The organism is Allorhizobium sp. Av2 (assembly GCF_021462805.2).
In the GTDB taxonomy this organism is placed as follows: Bacteria; Pseudomonadota; Alphaproteobacteria; order Rhizobiales; family Rhizobiaceae; genus Allorhizobium; species Allorhizobium vitis_G.
This window is the reverse complement of record NZ_CP192696.1, coordinates 3,186,502-3,204,660: the sequence shown is the minus strand read 5'-3', so window position 1 is coordinate 3,204,660 and position 18,159 is coordinate 3,186,502. Positions and strand designations below refer to the sequence as shown.

Here is an 18,159-nt window from a genome sequence, read left to right as displayed (position 1 = left end):
TTGGTTTCATCATCGGCACCGGCATGGACTTCGCGCCAGAGCCATCAGAGATCCTAATCATGAAGATTCGCAATATCGCGATCATCGCGCACGTTGACCATGGGAAAACCACCCTTGTTGACGAACTTCTGAAACAGTCCGGTTCGTTCCGCGAAAACCAGCGCGTTGCAGAGCGCGTCATGGACAGCAACGATCTGGAAAAAGAGCGCGGCATCACCATTCTCGCCAAGGCAACCTCGGTTGAGTGGAAGGGCGTTCGCGTCAACATCGTCGACACCCCCGGCCACGCCGACTTCGGCGGCGAAGTCGAGCGTATCCTGTCGATGGTGGACGGCGCTATCGTTCTCGTCGACTCCTCGGAAGGCCCGATGCCGCAGACCAAATTCGTGGTCGGCAAGGCTCTTAAGGTTGGTCTTCGCCCAATCGTTGCGATCAACAAGATCGACCGTCCCGATGGCCGCCATGAAGAAGTCATCAACGAAGTGTTCGACCTGTTCGCCAGCCTCGACGCCACCGACGAGCAGCTCGATTTCCCGATCCTCTACGGTTCCGGTCGTGATGGCTGGATGAATATCGCGCCTGAAGGCCCGAAGGATCAGGGCCTGGCCCCGTTGCTGGACCTGGTATTGCAGCACGTTCCTGAGCCGAGCGTTGGCGACGAAGACGGCGCGTTCCGCATGATCGGCACGCTGCTGGAAGCCAACCCCTTCCTTGGCCGCGTCATCACCGGTCGTATCCATTCCGGCTCGATCAAGCCGAACCAGTCCGTCAAGGTTCTGAGCCAGGACGGCAAGGTCATCGAAACCGGCCGTATTTCCAAGATTCTCGCGTTCCGCGGCATCGAGCGCACTGCGATTGAAGAAGCCCATGCCGGTGACATCGTGGCGATTGCCGGTCTGTCCAAGGGCACGGTTGCCGACACATTCTGCGATCCGTCCGTCACCGAAGCGCTGGAAGCCCAGCCGATCGATCCGCCGACCGTTACCATGTCCTTCCTGGTCAATGACAGCCCGCTGGCTGGCACCGAAGGCGACAAGGTCACGAGCCGCGTCATCCGCGATCGCCTGTTCAAGGAAGCCGAAGGCAATGTTGCCCTGAAGATTGAAGAATCGGAAGGCAAGGATTCGTTCTTCGTGTCTGGCCGTGGCGAATTGCAGCTGGCCGTTCTGATCGAAACCATGCGCCGCGAAGGCTTCGAGCTGGCTGTGTCGCGTCCGCGCGTCGTGATGCACAAGGACGAGAACGGCACTCTGATGGAGCCGATCGAAGAAGTCGTCATCGACGTTGATGAAGAGCATTCCGGCGTTGTCGTGCAGAAAATGTCCGAGCGTAAGGCTGAAATGACCGAGCTGCGGCCTTCCGGCGGCAATCGCGTTCGTCTGGTGTTCTATGCGCCCACTCGTGGCCTGATCGGCTACCAGTCGGAACTGCTGACGGATACCCGTGGTACGGCGATCATGAACCGTCTGTTCCATAACTACCAGCCGTTCAAGGGTGAAATCAGCGGTCGTAACAACGGCGTTCTGTTGTCCAACCAGTCCGGTGAAGCCGTGGCCTATGCCATGTTCAACCTGGAAGATCGCGGCCCGATGATTATCGAACCGGGTGAAAAGGTCTATGCGGGCATGATCGTCGGCATTCACTCGCGCGACAACGATCTGGAAGTCAACGTTCTCAAGGGCAAGCAGCTGACCAACATCCGCTCTGCCGGCAAGGACGAAGCTGTCAAGCTGACCCCGCCGATCCGCATGACGCTGGACCGCGCGCTTTCCTGGATTCAGGACGACGAGCTGATGGAAGTGACGCCGAAGTCCATCCGTCTGCGCAAGTTCTACCTGGACGCCAACGATCGCAAGCGCTTCGGCAAGGCCCGCGTCGCCCAGGCTTGATTGCCGTTTCTGCTTTTTCGTTTCTGAGAGATCATCAACCCCGGCCTGTTGGCCGGGGTTTTTTTGTGCATAGGCCTTTAAGACAATTCTGATCCTCGGAATTTTACAAGGACCACTCTTGCTTGATTGTTTAAGAAAGCGTTAATCTGGGACGTGGTTATGGGGCAAGCACGAGGAGGGGGCGGACTTGCCAGCGGGAATGATCCCGCACTGATTGTCATCACCCCAGTCGGATGAGAGTGACGTTATGAAGACGTTATCGATTGATGTACGTCCGGCTGCGCCGGATGATGGGAGAGCGCTTTCCGAGGCACATCGGGAAGCCTGGCAGTCCACCTATAGCGGCCTTATCCCGCATCAGGCCTTGATCCGGATGATGGAACGCCGTGGCGAGACCTGGTGGCGCAAGGCCACCAATGGTCCGGCGACGGTGCTGGTGGTCGATATCGGCGGGGTGATTGCCGGTTATGCGACGCTCGGCCTCAACCGGGCGCGGGGACTTCCCTATGACGGCGAAATCTACGAGATCTATATGCGTCCTGAATATCAGGGCGTTGGCCTTGGTCATACGCTGTTTGCCGAATGCCGCCGTCTGCTCAAGTCGCTGGGCTGCCGGGGACTTGTCGTCTGGTGCCTTGAGGATTGCGCCGGCGCCGTCAATTTCTTCCGCTCGAATGGCGGTACGGACAGCGTGGAGGGCATGGAGGATTTCGACGCCGTCAGCCTGAAAAAGCTGGGGTTCGTCTGGGCCTGATTGGTTCTGGTACGCGGCCCCGCAAGTCTTTACCTTGATTGCGTCCTTTATTGGGGCCGCCTGTTGCAAATGGTTGCTTTGGTTTAAGAAACCCTTTACGACACCGGGGATTTCAACCATCCCATGGGGTTAGACATGCGTATTGATGCGATTGCGATCGGCAAGAATCCGCCGGAAGATATCAACGTCATCGTTGAGGTGCCGGTCGGTGGCCAGCCGATCAAGTATGAGATGGACAAGGAAGCCGGTACGCTGATCGTTGACCGCTTTCTCTATACGCCGATGCATTATCCCGGTAATTACGGCTTCGTGCCGCATACGCTGTGCCTGGACGGTGACCCGCTGGACGTGCTGATCTGCAATACCCGCCCGTTGGTGCCCGGCTGCGTCATCAATGTCCGCCCGATCGGCGTGATGATGATGGAAGACGATGGCGGTATGGACGAAAAGATCCTGGCTGTGCCGGTTCCCAAGCTGACCCGTCGCTATGACAAGGTGCAGAATTACACTGACCTGCCGGAAATCACGCTGGCTCAGATCAAGCATTTCTTCGAGCATTACAAGGATCTGGAACCCGGCAAATGGGTGAAGATCGGCGATTGGGGCGATGTCAATGTGGCCAAGAAGCTGATCCTCGAATCGATCGAGCGCGCCAAGAAAGAAGCCTGATTTGCCTCACGCGGCAATGATCGCTTCCAGCCTACCAATCAAATCCTCCGGGTCGCCATCGATCCGGAGGATTTTTTGTCTCGCGGTATCGCCGGAGATCAAGCTGACGGCGGATTTGGCGATGCCGAGCCGCTTGGCTATAAGGGCGATCAATGCCTTGTTGGCCCGGCCCTTTTCCGGCACGTCGCTGACCCGCACTTTCAAGTGGGCTTCACCATTCGCATTGACGTCGACACCATCAATCCCATCACGCCCGCCATTCGGCGTCAGTCGGACGGCAAGGCGGATGTGATCATCGAAACGCCGATAGCAATGGCTCACAGCAGCATGGGGGCGATCGTGTTCCACATCAGCGAGCGGATGAAGAAGATGATCAGCAGCAGAATGATCGGCGAAATGTCGATGCCGCCGAGATTGGGCATGATGCGGCGGATGGGACGCAGCGCCGGTTCGGTGACGTTGAACAGAAACAGGCCGATCTGGTTGACGAATCGGTTGCTGGAATTGATCACGTTGAAAGCGTAGAGCCAGGAAAAAATCGCGCTGGCGATCAGGATCCAGGTATAAAGATTGAGGGCGAGATCAATCGTCTGCAACAGGGCAAGCATGTCTGTCTCCATTTGTCAGTTGACAGACATGTAGACATTGAGGCCGAAACGGGCAAGTGTCGCCTTGCCAGCTATCGCCATTCATGTTTAACGCAAGTTATGCCGCCATTGCCGGACCTATCCGGCCAGGAAAATAGCTGATGTCCATTTCCCAGTCCGAAGATCGTTTCGCCGCCTTTCGCCATTCCGCCTATACGAAATTCTTCTTCGCACGGTTTCTCGCTGCCTTTGCCATGCAAATCGTCAGCGTCGCGGTTGGCTGGCAGATGTATGAGGTTACCGGCAATGCCCTCTACCTCGGCCTGATCGGGTTGGTGCAGTTTCTACCGGCGCTGGTGCTGGTGCTGGTGACGGGGACAGTCGCGGACCATTTTAATCGACGGATGATCGTCGCAATTTGTCTGGGTGTGAGCGCGGCCTGTGTCGCCCTGTTGCTGGTTATGACGATCAACAGTGCTTTTGCGCCCCTTCCCGTTTTGATCATCATGACGATTTTTGGCATTGAGCGGGCTTTTATGGGCCCTGCAGTGCAATCCCTGGCGGCCAATATGGTGCCTGAAAAGGACCTCGCCAATTCCTTTGCCTGGAATGCATCTTCCTGGCAGATCGCGTCCATCCTCGGGCCGGTCGCGGGCGGTTTGCTTTATGGTTTTGGGGCAAATGTTGCTTATGGTGTGTCACTTGCGTTCATGGCAGCAGGTCTGCTGTTTATTATATTGGTGCCAAAGTCTGCGAAAAAAACATCCAATGAACCAAAGACCCTGACGTATCTGCTGGCTGGATTTAAGTTCATCCGCCATGAGAAAGTGGTTTTGGGGGCAATTTCACTGGATCTTTTCGCAGTCCTGTTGGGTGGCGCGCTGGCGCTTATGCCGATCTATGCATCTGACATCCTGACCATGGGACCTCTCGGGCTTGGAATTTTGCGCTCTGCTCCCGGCATCGGTGGGATCTTGATGGCGACTTTCCTCGCGACCTTTCCTATTCGCCACAAGGCTGGACTGTTGATGTTTGTCGGTGTTGCGATTTTCGGCATTGCAACGATCGTTTTTGGTGTTTCCAAAGTCTGGTGGATTTCAGCCATCGCCCTTGCCGTGCTTGGCGCGGGTGACATGATCTCGGTCTATGTTCGCGAAACGCTGCTGGCGCTCTGGACGCCGGATCAGGTGCGTGGCCGGGTCAATGCCGTCAATTCGGTGTTTATCGGCGCCTCCAACGAGCTGGGGGAGTTCCGGGCCGGTACCATGGCGCATTTGATCGGACCGGTCGCAGCGGTGGTTGTCGGTGGCGTCGGAACGCTGGCGGTCTCGATCATCTGGGCGCTGACCTTTCCGAAACTGCGCACCATCGACACGCTGGAAGCCCCGGACAAGACCTGATTGCGATCAGGCTGGCTGTTTATCGGTGTTTTGACGCAGGTTGGCAGGCTGGTGTTCCTCGGCAAACACCAGATCGAGAAAATCCGATAGCCAGGCTTTGAGCGGCGCATCGAACAGCATGCGTCCTTCCAGATGGTCGCGGCCAGCCTGTGCATTGGGCATGGAAAAGCGTGAGGCGCCATGCACCACCCAGCGCTGCATCATCGCGCGCGTCAGTTCTGCATGAAATTGGATACCGAAGGCTTTTTCGCCGTAGCGGATCGCCTGATTGGGATAGATATCGCCGGTGGCCAGCAGCGTCGCGCCATGCGGCAGGTCGAACCCTTCGCGGTGAAAATGATAGACCATTTTCGGCCATTTCATCAACAGCCGGCCATGATTGGTCGGCTGGATCGGATACCAGCCGATCTCGACCAATTCCCGGTCATGGCCCCTGACCTTGGCACCCAGATGCCGGGCCAGCATTTGCGCACCGAGACAAATGCCGAGATAGGGCCGGTTCTCCTTCAGAGGCACGGACAGCCAGTCGATCTCATCATGCACGAAACGCTCAGGGTCGTTGGCGCTCATCGGCCCGCCGAATACCACGGCACCGCTGTGACCGCTCAGTGTGCTGGGCAGTGGATCACCGAGCACCGGGCGGCGGATGTCGAGGGGGAAGCCTTGTTCCACCAGCAATTGGCCGACACGACCGGCGCTGGATCGCTCCTGATGCAGGATAACCAGGACCGGACGGCGCGCGGGCCGTATTCGCGCGGGATCATCAAGCATCCGCATCTCCGGCGACTGCTTCGTCTCCGGCCTGGCCATCCGCTTGTTGTCCGGCCCGCTCCGCCGCCTTTTGCCGAGCGAGAATCCGATCCCGGTCCGAGACGCCAAGCAGGTCTGCGACTCGCCAAAGGATATGATCTTCCATTTCGTTGCGCATGCCATCGGCATAGACGATGTCCCAGAGCACGCTGACCAGTTCCAGCCGCTGGTTTTCATCGAGACGGCGCTTCAATTCCGAGGTGAAGCGGTAATAGTCAACCGCCTCGCTTTCAGCCTGCTGGCCGGCCTCCAGCAAGGCGTCGATCTTGCTGCGGTCCAGATCGTAATGAGCCTTGATGCTTTTCTTCAAGCTTTTCCGTTCGGCGGCACTGATGGTTCCGTCGGCTTCCATCACCTGGAAACACAGGGCGACAATCAGCACCCTTGTGTCGTTGCCGTCGAATTCATTGTCCTGTTCGCCAGCGATAAAGCTTTGGAAAAAGGTATTGAGGCGCTCCAGCATGAATGGTCCTTAAAACAGGTTGAGCCGGGTTTTCTCGTCCGAACTGCGGCTGGCATCGCGCACGCCCGGATCATCCGGCGCGCCGCCGAAGAATGGCTCCGGCTCGTGGCTTTTCGGCGCAGGCTTTGGTGATGCAGGCGGCTGACTGGACGAGGGAGCTACAGCTGCGGCCTCGGTGTTTTCCGGCAGCGTGTCAATCTTGCGTGCCGGAATGGAGGATGCTGGTTTCTCGCCCTGTCCAAGCGGCGGCAATTCGGCCAAGGCGGCAGCACCGCTGATCACTGTGCCGTCTTCGACCGGGCCGGAGAGCTGGGCATAGGGTATCTTCCATTCGAAGGCGTCGAGCCTGCCGCTGACAGGCGAATAGGGCAGCCATTTTTCCGAGACCTGGCCATCGGCCACCCAGGAAGGATCGCGCGGTGCTTTGAGCGCCTGCGCCATCCAGTAGCGGATGCGGGCCTGGTCGCCGGTTTCGGCATCCTCGATATCGGCCAGCAGCAGGAAAACCCGTTCGCTGGCCTGCATCCGGGCAGCCGCTTCGGCCTTGGCGCGTGCCTTGGTAAAGTCCCGCGCCTCAAGGGCCATTTCCGCAACCACCAGCAGTGAATAGACATTGTTGGGCTTGACCTGCTCCAGCCGCTCGGCCCGCTTCAGCCGGTCGACCGCGCCGTCACCACCCCGCGCCCGCACATAAAGGCTGGCGATGTCTGGGTGGGGAGCAAGCTTCCAGGCGGTTTCCAGCACGGAGCCGGCCTTGCGCAGATTATCCTCGCGCAGCAAGGCGCGGGCGGCGGTCACGGAGGCTGGCACGAGATCCTTGGCGAGTTTCAGCGCGTTCATGGCATTGTCGCGGGCGGCTGACGGATCGCCGTCCAACTGGTCCATGGCTTTTGCGGTCAGCAGCACGGCTTTCAGCCGGTCAGCTTCCGACCGGGCCAGGACGCCTGCGACGCGCTGTTGGTCGAGAAGATGAATGGCCTCGTTCCAGGCGCTGGTCTGGCATCGATATTCCAAAGCAGCCTTGGCAGCCCAGGGCAGATAAGGTGCATCCTCGGCAGCCCGTTCGGCATATTGCCGTGCAGCCTCATGCGCCCCTAGCCGCGTTGCCTCCACATAGAGACCGCGCAGGCCAAGCTCACGGGTTTCCGGATCGGCAACCATCTGCTCATAGATCCGCCTTGCATCGTCATGCTTGCCCTCGATCAGGGCGGCCTGGGCTTCCAGCACCATGATCAGCGGTTCCTGATCGGCACGCACCAGGCCACGGGCGCGGGCACTCATCCGCCGGGCCAGCGCGGCATTGCCAGCGCCTGCGGCGATCAGGCCGGTCGAGATCGCCTGATAGCCTCGATCACGCTTGCGGGCGCGAAAATAGCGGCGCATCGAATGCGGCGAGGTCCAGAGCGTGCGCACCAGCCACCAGCCGATCATCACGACAGCAACGATGGCGACGATCATGGTGGCCGCCGCCGTCAGGCTCATTTCAATCAGCTGGCCCTGCCAGACAATCTGCAACTCACCTGGACGATCGGCAAGCCAGGAAAAACCGAAGCCAAGCGCCAGGACGATCAGGATATAGACTATGATACGGACCATGATGCTTATCCTTGCCGTCCGGCGACGGCACGAGCCAGCGCGTCGGAAACCTGGTTTTCAACGGTAATACGGGCGTCGAGCGCCTTCTTGAACTCGGCAGAGACGGTGCGTCCTGCCTCTGGCAGGCTGTCCCATTCGGCTGCCGCACCCTTCAGGTCGCCATTGCGGATCTTGTCCTCAATGCGCGCAACAATCGCCGAGGCGCTATCACCTTCGACATTGCCGACCGGCCGGACTTTGACCACCGACATAGCGCTGGCCCAGAGACGCTCGCCGACATTGGCGCTTTCCGCAGGCGCATTGATGGTCGAGAGGATCTTGTCGGCAACCGGGCCGAATTGCCGTTGCAGCTCGGCGCGGGAGGTGACGCCCGTGGTCGCATAGGGTTCCAGGGCGGCAATGGCAGTGTCTTCCGGGGCGATACTGCCCAGCGTGCGCAGCTCGGCCAGGAACGGCCCGCCGCGGTCTGCGGCGGTCTTCAAAGCCGAGGCCGCAATGGCGCGTGCGACTTCAATGTCGTCACGCGGCTTGTTGATCTTGGTTTCGATGGCGCTCACCTTGTCGGAGACTTCCGTCTGGTTTTCAGTGAGCTTTTCCACCCGGCCGGCAAGATCCGATTTCAGTTGGTCGATTGCCTGATTGGCGCTGGCAAGCTTTGCCTGCAAGTCGCTGACGGCGGCGGGGTCCACGGCATTTTGCTGCTGGCCTGATTCCAGTTGCGTCAAACGGCTGTCGAGACCGGATAGATCGCCCGGAGCCGTCCCGCTGGCCGTTCCTGCCTTGAGGCGCTCGACATCGGCGGCGAGCGCTGCGACCTGCTGGCTGATCGCGGTATCGTCTTTGCCTGAGCTACTCCCAGCAGAAGGCAAGACGCCAGCATATTGCAGGGCGCTGGCGCTGATCAATGCGATCAGGCCGCCGACGATGCCAGCGGCCACCAGGCTCGACGTGACGGGCGACGAGGAGCGTGGGGTCGGTTCCGATGCGTGTTCCTCGGAGCTGGCATCGGTTGGCGGCGGTCCGGGTTCATCGGGCGGTGGCGGGGAAAAGGCCGAGGTCTCGCCGCCGAAATGTGAGGGCTCCTGCTTTGTTGCTTCGGGATCGCTCACGACGGGTTCGGTTGGAGCTGTGCTCTCGCCTTCCTTGACAGCAGCAGCCGGAGCCTCCGGCTCTGTCGCTGGCGGGGAAGCCGGATCAGTGTCCTCTACGGGCTTTTCACTTATCGGCTCTTCGCTGGAGGTTGGCACCGTTTCCGGCGCCTGGACAGGGGTCGCCGTCAGGTCGATGGTTACCGGCTCTTCGGTGGTTTTGGAACGGCGTGGGGGTTTTCCGGAAACCATGGCAACCTCGCTTTCAATGGATGTGGAATGAAATTAGTCAGGGATCAGCCGGAAGGAAAGGGCCTTGCCCACATTTGCCGCTTGCCTGGTGGTTTTACAGGAGAGAAAGCAGGGCCTCCTCATGAGGATGGGGAGCAACGGACACCTTGTTCCTGAACGGTTTTGCGACGTTTTCGGCAATATCCGCGCTTAAGCAGAAAATGTGTGCGGATGCGAAGAGATTGGCAATTTCCTCTGAGAGAGGCAGGGCGAAGAACCGTCTGGCGGTCTCGGCGGAATAGAGCAGCACGGCGTCCACCGCTTTGCCGTCAAGCCGTATGATGATCTCTTCCGGCTTATAGACCATTTCTTGCATCCTATAGGCTTCCACCACATCAAAGGGAATGGAAGACCGGCCGAGCCCTTGCTCCAGGCTCTGCTTGCGTGGTCTCCCGGCCAGATAAAGCAGCGGATCGGTCCAATCGACGCGGGCGTTGGCAATTGCGCGCGCCAAAGCGGCGCCGTCGCCTTCAGCACTGGTCACGTTGCGAAAACCGAGGCCCCTTGCAGCATCAGCCGTTGCCGCCCCCACCGCAAACAGCGGCGTTTCTAAATGCGGACGAAGCGCTTCGCTCTGCGATGTAAGGCTGCGCAGCGCTTCTCTACTGGTCACGGCTAAGGCTGCATGTGGCTTTGAAAGGGCTTCGAGCGCATCGTCGTCATGATGGATGGCTTCTGCCAGCGGCAGGAGCACAGCCTCGTGACCGAGGGCGCGGAGACGGTCTGCCGTCTTGCGGCTTGCGGTCTGCGTCCTGGTCAGCAAAACGCGCATGTCGTCAGGTCCATGCCTCAAAGAAGCCAGGCCCGGCTTTGTCCCTTACCTTTTCGCCCGCCGACCAGCCGAGTGCCAGTCCATCGGCGCAGCGCCCCTCGGCCTCGACCGAATGGGAGACCTGTCCATCCGGCGTCAGGATCGTCCCGGTCAGGCGGATCGTTTCGCCATCTGATATCGCATAGCCGGCAATCGGCGTGCGGCAGGAACCGTCGAGCGCCGCCAGAAAGGCACGCTCACAGGAAACCGCGTCAAAAGTCGGGCGATGATTGATCGGAGCCAGAAGATCCTGGATGCGCCGGTCATCGACCCGTGCCTCAATGCAGATCGCCCCTTGGGCCGGCGCAGGCGGAAAGCTTTCGAGGTCGAGATATTGGGTAATCACGGTTTCCTTGTCGAGCCGCTTCAGGCCGGCCACGGCCAGCAGCGTGGCGTCCACCTCGCCTGCGGCCAGCTTGCGAAGCCGGGTTTCCACCGCGCCGCGATAGGTGATGACCTGAAGGTCGGGCCGAAGCCTGCGAATCAGCGCCTGACGCCTCAGCGAGGCCGAGCCGATCACCGCGCCCTCGGCAAGCTCCAGCAGTTTCGGTGCCGTGCGACCGATAAAGGCATCGCGCATGTCTTCCCGTGGCAGATAGGCGGAAATCTCCAGCCCATCGGGAAGGGCGGTTGGCATGTCCTTGGAGGAATGCACGGCAAAGTCCAGCCCGCCGGAGAGCAATTGCTGCTCCAGCTCCAGGGTGAACAGGCCCTTGCCGCCGATTTCAGCCAAAGACCGGTCGGTAATGCGGTCGCCGGTGGTCGACAGGACAACGATCTCGAACATATCAGGCGAAAGGCCGTGGGCCTCGGCTAGACGCTCGCGGGTTTCATGGGCCTGGGCCAGTGCTAAAGGGCTGCCGCGTGTGCCGATGCGGAAAGGTTTCGTTTGCATCCGAAGTCATCCATTGTTACCGGAGGTTCTCGTAACCATGTTTGCTCCTCCTCGCAATCAATCAAATCGACGCAACTCAGCCCCCATGACAGGTCCTTTGAAGATTCTCGGCATCGAAACCAGCTGCGATGAAACCGCAGCCGCTATCGTTCTGCGCCATGACGACGGACGCGGCGAAATCGTATCTGATGTGGTCTTGAGCCAATTGGACGAGCACAGCGTTTATGGCGGCGTCGTGCCGGAAATCGCCGCCCGCGCCCATGTCGAGGCACTCGATACGCTGGTGGAAGAGGCGCTAGCCAAGGCTGATATGCGGCTGGGCGATATCGATGCGGTCGCCGCCACCGCCGGTCCCGGCCTGATCGGCGGGCTGATCGTTGGGTTGATGACCGGCAAGGCGATTGCCCGGGCGGCGGGAAAGCCGCTTTATGCCATCAACCATCTGGAAGGCCATGCGCTGACGGCGCGGCTGACGGACAATGTCACCTTTCCCTATCTGATGCTGCTGGTTTCCGGTGGCCATACCCAATTGGTTCTGGTGCGCGGTGTTGGCGATTACCAGCGCTGGGGAACCACCATCGATGATGCGCTTGGTGAGGCGTTTGACAAGACCGCCAAACTGCTCGGCCTGCCCTATCCGGGTGGCCCGGCGGTAGAACGCGCCGCTGTTCACGGCAATGAAAAACGCTTCAATTTTCCGCGCCCGCTGGTGGGTGAGGCGCGGCTGGATTTTTCCTTTTCCGGATTGAAGACGGCGGTGCGGCAGGCGGCACAGGCGGCAGCGCCGGTCAGCGAATCAGATATCGCCGATATCTGCGCCTCTTTCCAGCGCGCCATCGCCCGCACCATGGACGACCGAATCGGCCGGGGGCTGGAGCGGTTCAATACGGAATATCCGGGCCTTGAGACCAAGCCCGCTTTGGTGGTGGCCGGTGGTGTGGCCGCCAATCAGGCGCTGCGTGGTGCCTTGCAGATGCTATGCGATCGGCACGGGTTTCGCTTCATCGCCCCACCGCATCATCTTTGCACCGACAATGCGGCGATGATCGCCTGGGCCGGGCTGGAGCGGTTGGCCCATGGTTTTCCGGCGGATGATCTTTCGGTCTCGCCGCGTGCCCGCTGGCCGCTGGATGGCAATGCGGCGACGCTGCTTGGCTCTGGCAAGCGAGGCGCGAAAGCATGAGTGGACACCATCACATTGCGGTGATCGGTGCCGGCGCCTTTGGCACGGCGCTGGCGGCTGTCATGGCGTTGGAAGGGCGATCCAAGGTCACTTTGCTGGGCCGCGATCCCGCCTTGATGGCCGATCTCAGGGCCGATGGCATGCATGACGCAGCTCTGCCGGGGGTTGCCTTGCCTTTCGGGCTGGAATTCGCCTTTGAGCCGGATGCGCTAGCCGATGCCGATATTGTGCTGTTTGCCATGCCCTCGCAGGCGCAGGCAGATGCCGCATCGACCTATGGTCCCTATCTTTCCGCCGAGGCCATGGTGGTCACCTGTGCCAAGGGCATCGACCGGGCAAGCTCCCGGCTGCTGACCGAGCTTTTGGAAGAAAAATTGCCGCATCATCCCGTCGCGGTTCTGTCGGGACCAGGCTTTGCCATGGATATCGCCCGTGGCCTGCCGACCGCGATGGCGCTGGCGGCTGACAATCTTGACATGGCCGAGGGCCTGGCGCGGACGCTGTCCACCCGGACATTCCGGCTTTATGCCGCCGACGACCGGATCGGCGTGCAACTTGGCGGGGCGCTGAAGAATGTGCTGGCGATTGCCTGCGGCATCGTCGAGGGTCGTGGATTGGGTGAATCAGCCCGGGCAGCGTTGATTTCGCGCGGTCTTGCGGAAATGTCGCGGCTGGTCGTCGCCATGGGCGGCAAGGCGGATACGGTGCGCGGCCTGTCGGGCCTTGGCGATCTGGTCCTGACGGCCACTAGCCATCAATCCCGCAACCTGCGCTATGGTATTGCCCTTGCCAAGGGTGAGCAAAGCCAGCTTGGCAGCAGCGGTCTGGTCGAGGGTGCCTTTGCGGCTGCCGTTGCCGCCCGCCTTGCTGAACACCACGCTATCGCCATGCCGATTACCCAGGCTGTTGCCGCCATCATCGATGGTGTGCTGGATATTGACCGGGCGGTCGATGCGCTGATGACCCGCCCGATTACCACGGAATAATTTTTGAGGAGACGAGCCATGCTGTTTGCCGTGATCTGCGCCGATAAGCCCAACCATCTTGACCTTCGAATGGCGACCCGCCCGCCGCATGTGGAGTGGCTGAATGGATTGAATGCCGACGGGGTGTTGAAAATCGGTGGGCCTTTCCTGAATGGCGATGGCAAGCCCTGCGGTTCGATGCTGCTGATCAAGGCCGACAATCTTACTGCGGCCAAGGAAATCGCGGCGCAAGACCCCTATGCCAAGGCGGGCCTGTTCGAAAGCGTCGACATCAAACCCTATAACTGGGTCTTCAACAATCCCGAGGCGTGAGACGCATGGCTTTCTGGCTTTACAAATCCGAGCCTTTCAAGTGGTCATGGGCCATGCAGAAGGATGCGGGCGAGGCGGGCACCGAATGGACCGGGGTGCGCAATTATCTGGCCCGCAACAATATGCGGGCGATGCAGATCGGCGACAAGGGCCTGTTCTACCACTCCAACGAGGGGTTGGAAGTGGTTGGCATCACCGAGGTCTGCGCGCTTTCCCATCCTGATTCGACCGCTGAAGGCGATGCCCGTTGGGATTGCGTCGACATTCGCGCCGTGCGGGACATGCCAAAACCGGTGACCCTTAAGGACGTCAAGGCCAATCCGAAACTGGCGCAGATGGCGCTGGTGACCTCGATGCGGCTTTCGGTACAGCCGGTGACCGAGGAGGAGTATTTCGAGATTTGCCGCATGGGCGGGCTTGAAAACCCGCCGGTGTGAGCGTTTCCCCTGTGAAGATCGATCCCCGGCGCTTCATTCTCGACAATACCGATCTTGTCGCCCCGCCGCATGTGCCGGAGATCCGGCTGCATCTGGCCAGTGAAGTGCATGATCTCTGGCTGAAAACCGAGGACGATCTGGCGGAAATTGGCCTGCCACCGCCGTTCTGGGCCTTTGCCTGGGCCGGCGGGCAGGGCCTGGCGCGGCATATCCTTGATAATCCACAGCTTGTGGCGGGCAAGCGGGTGGTGGATTTCGCCAGCGGTTCCGGTCTGGTTGCCATTGCCGCGGCCAAGGCTGGTGCTGTTTCGGTGCTGTGCGTGGATATCGATCCCTTCGTACAGGCGGCAATTGCCCTCAATGCAGCGGAAAACGGGGTGGATCTCGGCTTTTGCGGCGAGGATCTAGTCGGCCAGACACTGGATGCCGACATGCTTCTGGCTGGCGACGTTTTTTACGACAAGAGCTTTGCCGACCGATTGGTAGCCTGGTTTTCAACGCTGTGCGGGCAGGGGATCGATATCCTGGTCGGCGATCCCGGGCGAAGCTATTGCCCGACTGATCGGATGCAGGCCTTGGCGACCTACCAGGTTCCGGTCACGCGGATGCTCGAAGACAGCGAGGTGAAGAAAACCACCGTCTGGAAGTTTTGCTGACGGGGCAGCATCGGTCAGGGGCGTATGATGCAAACACCTGCTTCATAGGTGCAGGGCGAGGTTTCCAGCTGCGCTTTGACGTCGATGATCTTGGCCTTTGGTGCCAGAGGGGTGGTGTTTTGGCCGCTCCTGTCGTAGCGCCAGGCAGAAACACCAAAAGTATAGGTGCCGCCGGGGGTGCCGATCCCGATGATCGATCCTGCCGCTGAACCGGCATGCGACCTTCTCTGCTGGCCATGATAAGCGGAACCATCATTTGTGCCGCCCGCATAAGCGGCCTGGGCCAGCAAACATACGCAGGCCAGGGCCAGGGCGGATGCTTTGATACGGGTGATTTTACCAGTGGCAGGCAAGGTTTTTTCTCCGGTCCCCATCAAAACGTGGTTAATAAGAGATTAATTCGAGCCACGGGAAAATCAAGTCATTCCAGCTATCTGGTCGATTTTCTTAAGAACTGCTGTTTATTGTCGCGCCATGCGTCTTTGGTCGGAGAGGTGCCTGATCAGGGACTTGCCAATCGATTAAATTGAAAGCCAGTTTCAAATCCGCCTTGTCCTGCATCAATCGGAGGATTAAAGGTCCAATTTGACGCACTGCACTCCATGAAGGAGCGCCCTATATCCCTTCCATTCCAAAGGTGGAATGCACTTGAACGCCGTGAGGACGAGATGGCGAACGTGACAAAACAACGGCCTTTGTCGCCGCATCTGCAAATCTACAAGCTTGTTCCGACAATGTTGATGTCCATCGTGCATCGCATTACCGGCGGAGCCTTGTATTTTGGGACCGCGCTGGTTGCCTGGTGGCTGATCGCCGCCTCGACGGGAGCGGATTATTACGATTGGGTCTCCTGGTTCATGGGGACGTTCATCGGCAAGATCATTCTGTTCGGCTTCAGCTGGGCGCTGATCCACCACATGTTGGGTGGCATGCGTCATTTCGCATGGGACCTGGGCTATGGTTTGGAGAAGCACTTCAACACCAAGCTTGCCAAGGCGACAGCCGTTGCATCCGTCGTCCTGACCGTTCTGGTCTGGGTCGTCGCGTTCATCATCCGCTGAGGGATTTTAATCATGGATATGCGTACACCGCTCGGTAAAGTTCGCGGTCTCGGCTCCGCAAAGGACGGCACGGAACATTTCTGGCGCCAGCGCCTGACGGCCATCGCCAACGTGCCGCTCATGCTGTTCTTCATCATTTTCATGCTGACCCATGCCGGCGCACCCTATGCCGATGTCGTGTCGGCTTTGTCGAACCCTCTCGTGGCTGTTATCATGGGACTGGTCGTGCTTTCCGGCCTGATCCACATGAAGATCGGCATGCAGGAAATCATCGCCGACTATATTCATAACGAAGTTATGAAAATGGGGCTGATGATGCTCAACACATTTTTCGTGGTCATCACGGGTGCGCTCTGTCTTTTCGCCATCCTCAAGATCGCGTTTGTAGGATAATTCATCATGGCAGCGACAAGTTCTTCTTCCAAGTCCGGCCCAACCATCAATGGCCGCACATATACCTATGTCGATCACGCTTATGACGTGGTCGTTGTCGGCGCCGGTGGTGCTGGCCTGCGCGCCACGCTCGGCATGGCCGAGCAGGGTTTCAAGACCGCCTGTATCACCAAGGTTTTCCCGACCCGCTCCCACACGGTTGCAGCCCAAGGCGGCATTGCCGCTTCGCTCAACAACATGACGCCGGATTGCTGGCAGTGGCATCTTTACGATACCGTCAAGGGCTCTGACTGGCTGGGCGACGTGGACGCCATGCAATATCTGGCCATGGAAGCGCCAAAGGCGGTCTATGAGCTGGAACATTACGGCGTGCCCTTCTCGCGTAACGAAGAAGGCAAGATCTATCAGCGCCCCTTCGGTGGCCATATGCAGAATTACGGCGAAGGTCCGCCGGTACAGCGCACCTGTGCTGCCGCCGACCGGACCGGCCACGCCATTCTGCATACGCTTTACGGTCAGTCCTTGAAGCACAACGCTGAATTCTTCATCGAATATTTCGCCCTCGACCTGATCATGGCCGAGGATGGCCGTTGCACCGGCGTCGTGGCCTGGAACCTCGATGACGGCACTATCCATCGCTTCTCGGCAAAGATGGTGGTGCTGGCGACCGGCGGTTATGGCCGCGCCTATTTCTCTGCAACATCGGCCCATACCTGCACCGGCGATGGCGGCGGCATGATTGCCCGCGCCGGTCTGCCGCTTCAGGACATGGAATTCGTTCAGTTCCACCCGACCGGTATTTACGGTGCCGGCTGTCTGATCACCGAAGGCGCGCGCGGCGAAGGCGGCTATCTGGTCAATTCCGAGGGTGAGCGTTTCATGGAACGCTATGCCCCATCGGCCAAGGATCTTGCCTCGCGTGACGTTGTCTCGCGCTGCATGACCCTGGAAATCCGCGAGGGCCGGGGCGTTGGCAAGAACAAGGATCACATCTACCTGCATCTCGACCATCTCGATCCAGCCGTTCTGCATGAGCGCCTGCCGGGCATTTCCGAGAGCGCCAAGATTTTTGCCGGCGTCGATGTGACCCGCGAGCCGATCCCGGTTCTGCCAACCGTTCACTACAATATGGGTGGCATTCCGACCAATTATTGGGGCGAAGTGCTGAATGCCGATGCTGAAAACCCCGAGCGGATCGCACCCGGCCTGATGGCTGTCGGTGAAGCCGGTTGCGCTTCGGTGCATGGCGCCAATCGTCTTGGTTCCAATTCGCTGATCGACCTCGTGGTGTTTGGCCGTGCCGCGGCCATCCGCGCTGCCGAAGTGATCGATAGGGTCTCGCCGATCCCGGCATTGAACATCGCCGCCTGCGACAAGATCATGGAGCGGTTCGACGCCATCCGTCATTCCAGCGGCTCGACGCCGACTGCCGTGCTGCGTGACAAGATGCAGCGCGCCATGCAGGAAGATGCTGCCGTGTTCCGCACCCAGGAAGCGCTGGAAAGCGGTTGCCGCCGGATCTCGGAAATCTGGAAGGAAATGCCCGACATCAAGGTGACCGACCGGTCGCTGGTCTGGAATTCCGATCTGGTGGAAACGCTGGAATTGCACAATCTGATGGCCAATGCCATCACGACGGTCTATGGCGCCGAAGCCCGCAAGGAAAGCCGTGGTTCTCACGCCCGCGAGGACTTTGTCGATGGCCCGTTCGGTGGCCGCGACGACGTCAACTGGCGCAAGCACACACTGGCCTGGGTCAATGAGGCAGGCGATGTGAAGCTGGACTACCGTCCTGTACATACCGAGCTTCTGGCGGATGGGATCGATCCCAAGAAGATCGAGCCCAAGGCCCGCGTTTACTGATGTGAGGATATCGAC

General features: G+C 59.7%; 21 protein-coding genes. 12 read left to right on the top strand and 9 right to left on the bottom strand.

Translation table 11 applies throughout. From position 1 onward, the window contains the following. Window positions 1-59: 59 nt before the first annotated feature. The 3 genes from typA (at window position 60) to ppa (ending at window position 3,312) form a co-directional block, all read left to right on the top strand. Window positions 60-1,889, top strand: coding sequence for a translational GTPase TypA (gene typA / locus FS819_RS15005; protein ID WP_070153226.1), 1,830 nt, complete (start codon window positions 60-62; stop codon window positions 1,887-1,889). 247 nt (window positions 1,890-2,136) lie between these two features. Beyond that, window positions 2,137-2,643, top strand: coding sequence for a GNAT family N-acetyltransferase (locus tag FS819_RS15000; protein ID WP_156548022.1), 507 nt, complete (start codon window positions 2,137-2,139; stop codon window positions 2,641-2,643). Between the two features lie 135 nt (window positions 2,644-2,778). After that, window positions 2,779-3,312, top strand: a complete 534-nt coding sequence (gene ppa / locus FS819_RS14995; protein ID WP_070164299.1) for an inorganic diphosphatase — start codon at window positions 2,779-2,781, stop codon at window positions 3,310-3,312. Between the two features lie 6 nt (window positions 3,313-3,318). Here the strand turns inward: ppa and FS819_RS14990 are convergent, their stop codons facing one another. Both FS819_RS14990 and FS819_RS14985 read right to left on the bottom strand, forming a co-directional pair. Beyond that, on the bottom strand, window positions 3,319-3,633 hold the full coding sequence (locus tag FS819_RS14990; RefSeq protein ID WP_234624576.1) for a DUF167 domain-containing protein: 315 nt from the start codon (window positions 3,631-3,633) through the stop codon (window positions 3,319-3,321). Continuing rightward, window positions 3,630-3,920: a YggT family protein gene (locus tag FS819_RS14985; RefSeq protein WP_015917418.1), complete on the bottom strand. Its 291-nt coding sequence runs from the start codon at window positions 3,918-3,920 to the stop codon at window positions 3,630-3,632. The genes FS819_RS14990 and FS819_RS14985 overlap by 4 nt, the downstream gene beginning before the upstream one ends. 140 nt (window positions 3,921-4,060) lie before the next feature. On the opposite strand from FS819_RS14985, the gene FS819_RS14980 reads away from it, so the two are divergent. Next, window positions 4,061-5,299, top strand: coding sequence for an MFS transporter (locus FS819_RS14980; protein ID WP_156548020.1), 1,239 nt, complete (start codon window positions 4,061-4,063; stop codon window positions 5,297-5,299). Window positions 5,300-5,305: 6 nt separating this feature from the next. On the opposite strand, the gene FS819_RS14975 is transcribed toward FS819_RS14980, so the two are convergent. From FS819_RS14975 to hemC, 6 genes are all read right to left on the bottom strand, one after another. After that, entirely contained in the window at window positions 5,306-6,070 is a 765-nt protein-coding gene (locus FS819_RS14975; protein WP_156548019.1) for a glutamine amidotransferase, read from the bottom strand. Next, window positions 6,063-6,572 carry a tellurite resistance TerB family protein gene (locus FS819_RS14970; protein ID WP_156548018.1) on the bottom strand — a complete coding sequence of 170 codons (510 nt, stop codon included), beginning with the start codon at window positions 6,570-6,572 and terminating at the stop codon, window positions 6,063-6,065. The genes FS819_RS14975 and FS819_RS14970 overlap by 8 nt, the downstream gene beginning before the upstream one ends. Window positions 6,573-6,581: 9 nt before the next feature. Then, the gene (locus tag FS819_RS14965) at window positions 6,582-8,168 is read right to left on the bottom strand and encodes a heme biosynthesis protein HemY (protein WP_156548017.1); all 1,587 of its coding nucleotides are present in this window, start codon (window positions 8,166-8,168) and stop codon (window positions 6,582-6,584) included. Window positions 8,169-8,173: 5 nt separating this feature from the next. Beyond that, a complete protein-coding gene (locus FS819_RS14960) occupies window positions 8,174-9,508 on the bottom strand; it encodes a COG4223 family protein (protein WP_156548016.1) in 1,335 nt (444 codons plus the stop codon). A gap of 94 nt (window positions 9,509-9,602) precedes the next feature. Further along, entirely contained in the window at window positions 9,603-10,319 is a 717-nt protein-coding gene (locus FS819_RS14955) for a uroporphyrinogen-III synthase (RefSeq protein ID WP_156548015.1), read from the bottom strand. 4 nt (window positions 10,320-10,323) lie between these two features. Then, window positions 10,324-11,253, bottom strand: a complete 930-nt coding sequence (gene hemC, locus FS819_RS14950) for a hydroxymethylbilane synthase (RefSeq protein ID WP_156548014.1) — start codon at window positions 11,251-11,253, stop codon at window positions 10,324-10,326. A gap of 85 nt (window positions 11,254-11,338) precedes the next feature. On the opposite strand from hemC, the gene tsaD reads away from it, so the two are divergent. From tsaD to FS819_RS14925, 5 genes are read left to right on the top strand one after another with little or no spacing between them, the layout of a single operon-like run. After that, window positions 11,339-12,436: a tRNA (adenosine(37)-N6)-threonylcarbamoyltransferase complex transferase subunit TsaD gene (tsaD, locus tag FS819_RS14945; protein ID WP_156548013.1), complete on the top strand. Its 1,098-nt coding sequence runs from the start codon at window positions 11,339-11,341 to the stop codon at window positions 12,434-12,436. Continuing rightward, window positions 12,433-13,422: an NAD(P)H-dependent glycerol-3-phosphate dehydrogenase gene (locus FS819_RS14940; RefSeq protein WP_156548012.1), complete on the top strand. Its 990-nt coding sequence runs from the start codon at window positions 12,433-12,435 to the stop codon at window positions 13,420-13,422. Before tsaD ends, FS819_RS14940 begins: the two co-directional genes overlap by 4 nt. 18 nt (window positions 13,423-13,440) lie before the next feature. After that, window positions 13,441-13,734, top strand: coding sequence for a YciI-like protein (locus tag FS819_RS14935; protein ID WP_156548011.1), 294 nt, complete (start codon window positions 13,441-13,443; stop codon window positions 13,732-13,734). A 5-nt stretch (window positions 13,735-13,739) separates the two neighbouring features. Further along, window positions 13,740-14,171 (top strand): EVE domain-containing protein, encoded by a 432-nt coding sequence (locus FS819_RS14930; protein ID WP_070164311.1) that lies wholly within the window; start codon window positions 13,740-13,742, stop codon window positions 14,169-14,171. Between the two features lie 11 nt (window positions 14,172-14,182). Next, window positions 14,183-14,827, top strand: coding sequence for a class I SAM-dependent methyltransferase (locus FS819_RS14925; RefSeq protein WP_234624575.1), 645 nt, complete (start codon window positions 14,183-14,185; stop codon window positions 14,825-14,827). A gap of 14 nt (window positions 14,828-14,841) precedes the next feature. Here FS819_RS14925 and FS819_RS14920 read toward each other — a convergent pair whose 3' ends face one another. Further along, window positions 14,842-15,180, bottom strand: coding sequence for a hypothetical protein (locus FS819_RS14920; RefSeq protein ID WP_156548010.1), 339 nt, complete (start codon window positions 15,178-15,180; stop codon window positions 14,842-14,844). Between the two features lie 315 nt (window positions 15,181-15,495). Here FS819_RS14920 and sdhC point away from each other — a divergent pair, with 315 nt between their 5' ends. The 3 genes from sdhC to sdhA are packed head-to-tail and all read left to right on the top strand — an operon-like array spanning window position 15,496 to window position 18,144. Beyond that, on the top strand, window positions 15,496-15,888 hold the full coding sequence (sdhC, locus tag FS819_RS14915; RefSeq protein WP_015917404.1) for a succinate dehydrogenase, cytochrome b556 subunit: 393 nt from the start codon (window positions 15,496-15,498) through the stop codon (window positions 15,886-15,888). Between the two features lie 12 nt (window positions 15,889-15,900). Further along, a complete protein-coding gene (gene sdhD, locus FS819_RS14910; RefSeq protein WP_015917403.1) occupies window positions 15,901-16,281 on the top strand; it encodes a succinate dehydrogenase, hydrophobic membrane anchor protein in 381 nt (126 codons plus the stop codon). 6 nt (window positions 16,282-16,287) lie between these two features. Next, window positions 16,288-18,144: a succinate dehydrogenase flavoprotein subunit gene (gene sdhA, locus FS819_RS14905; RefSeq protein WP_071206120.1), complete on the top strand. Its 1,857-nt coding sequence runs from the start codon at window positions 16,288-16,290 to the stop codon at window positions 18,142-18,144. Window positions 18,145-18,159: the final 15 nt, after the last annotated feature.

What these genes read in the sequence shown, in the direction of transcription:
- typA (WP_070153226.1), top strand. Translation starts at nt 60, where the DNA reads ATGAAGATTCGCAATATCGCGATCATCGCGCACGTTGACCATGGGAAA.
- sdhC (WP_015917404.1), top strand. Translation starts at nt 15,496, where the DNA reads ATGGCGAACGTGACAAAACAACGGCCTTTGTCGCCGCATCTGCAAATC.
- sdhD (WP_015917403.1), top strand. Translation starts at nt 15,901, where the DNA reads ATGGATATGCGTACACCGCTCGGTAAAGTTCGCGGTCTCGGCTCCGCA.
- FS819_RS14955 (WP_156548015.1), bottom strand. Translation starts at nt 10,319, where the DNA reads ATGCGCGTTTTGCTGACCAGGACGCAGACCGCAAGCCGCAAGACGGCA.
- tsaD (WP_156548013.1), top strand. Translation starts at nt 11,339, where the DNA reads ATGACAGGTCCTTTGAAGATTCTCGGCATCGAAACCAGCTGCGATGAA.
- FS819_RS14940 (WP_156548012.1), top strand. Translation starts at nt 12,433, where the DNA reads ATGAGTGGACACCATCACATTGCGGTGATCGGTGCCGGCGCCTTTGGC.
- FS819_RS14980 (WP_156548020.1), top strand. Translation starts at nt 4,061, where the DNA reads ATGTCCATTTCCCAGTCCGAAGATCGTTTCGCCGCCTTTCGCCATTCC.
- FS819_RS14935 (WP_156548011.1), top strand. Translation starts at nt 13,441, where the DNA reads ATGCTGTTTGCCGTGATCTGCGCCGATAAGCCCAACCATCTTGACCTT.
- FS819_RS14930 (WP_070164311.1), top strand. Translation starts at nt 13,740, where the DNA reads ATGGCTTTCTGGCTTTACAAATCCGAGCCTTTCAAGTGGTCATGGGCC.
- FS819_RS15000 (WP_156548022.1), top strand. Translation starts at nt 2,137, where the DNA reads ATGAAGACGTTATCGATTGATGTACGTCCGGCTGCGCCGGATGATGGG.
- hemC (WP_156548014.1), bottom strand. Translation starts at nt 11,253, where the DNA reads ATGCAAACGAAACCTTTCCGCATCGGCACACGCGGCAGCCCTTTAGCA.
- FS819_RS14965 (WP_156548017.1), bottom strand. Translation starts at nt 8,168, where the DNA reads ATGGTCCGTATCATAGTCTATATCCTGATCGTCCTGGCGCTTGGCTTC.
- sdhA (WP_071206120.1), top strand. Translation starts at nt 16,288, where the DNA reads ATGGCAGCGACAAGTTCTTCTTCCAAGTCCGGCCCAACCATCAATGGC.
- FS819_RS14975 (WP_156548019.1), bottom strand. Translation starts at nt 6,070, where the DNA reads ATGCTTGATGATCCCGCGCGAATACGGCCCGCGCGCCGTCCGGTCCTG.
- FS819_RS14970 (WP_156548018.1), bottom strand. Translation starts at nt 6,572, where the DNA reads ATGCTGGAGCGCCTCAATACCTTTTTCCAAAGCTTTATCGCTGGCGAA.
- FS819_RS14985 (WP_015917418.1), bottom strand. Translation starts at nt 3,920, where the DNA reads ATGCTTGCCCTGTTGCAGACGATTGATCTCGCCCTCAATCTTTATACC.
- FS819_RS14960 (WP_156548016.1), bottom strand. Translation starts at nt 9,508, where the DNA reads ATGGTTTCCGGAAAACCCCCACGCCGTTCCAAAACCACCGAAGAGCCG.
- ppa (WP_070164299.1), top strand. Translation starts at nt 2,779, where the DNA reads ATGCGTATTGATGCGATTGCGATCGGCAAGAATCCGCCGGAAGATATC.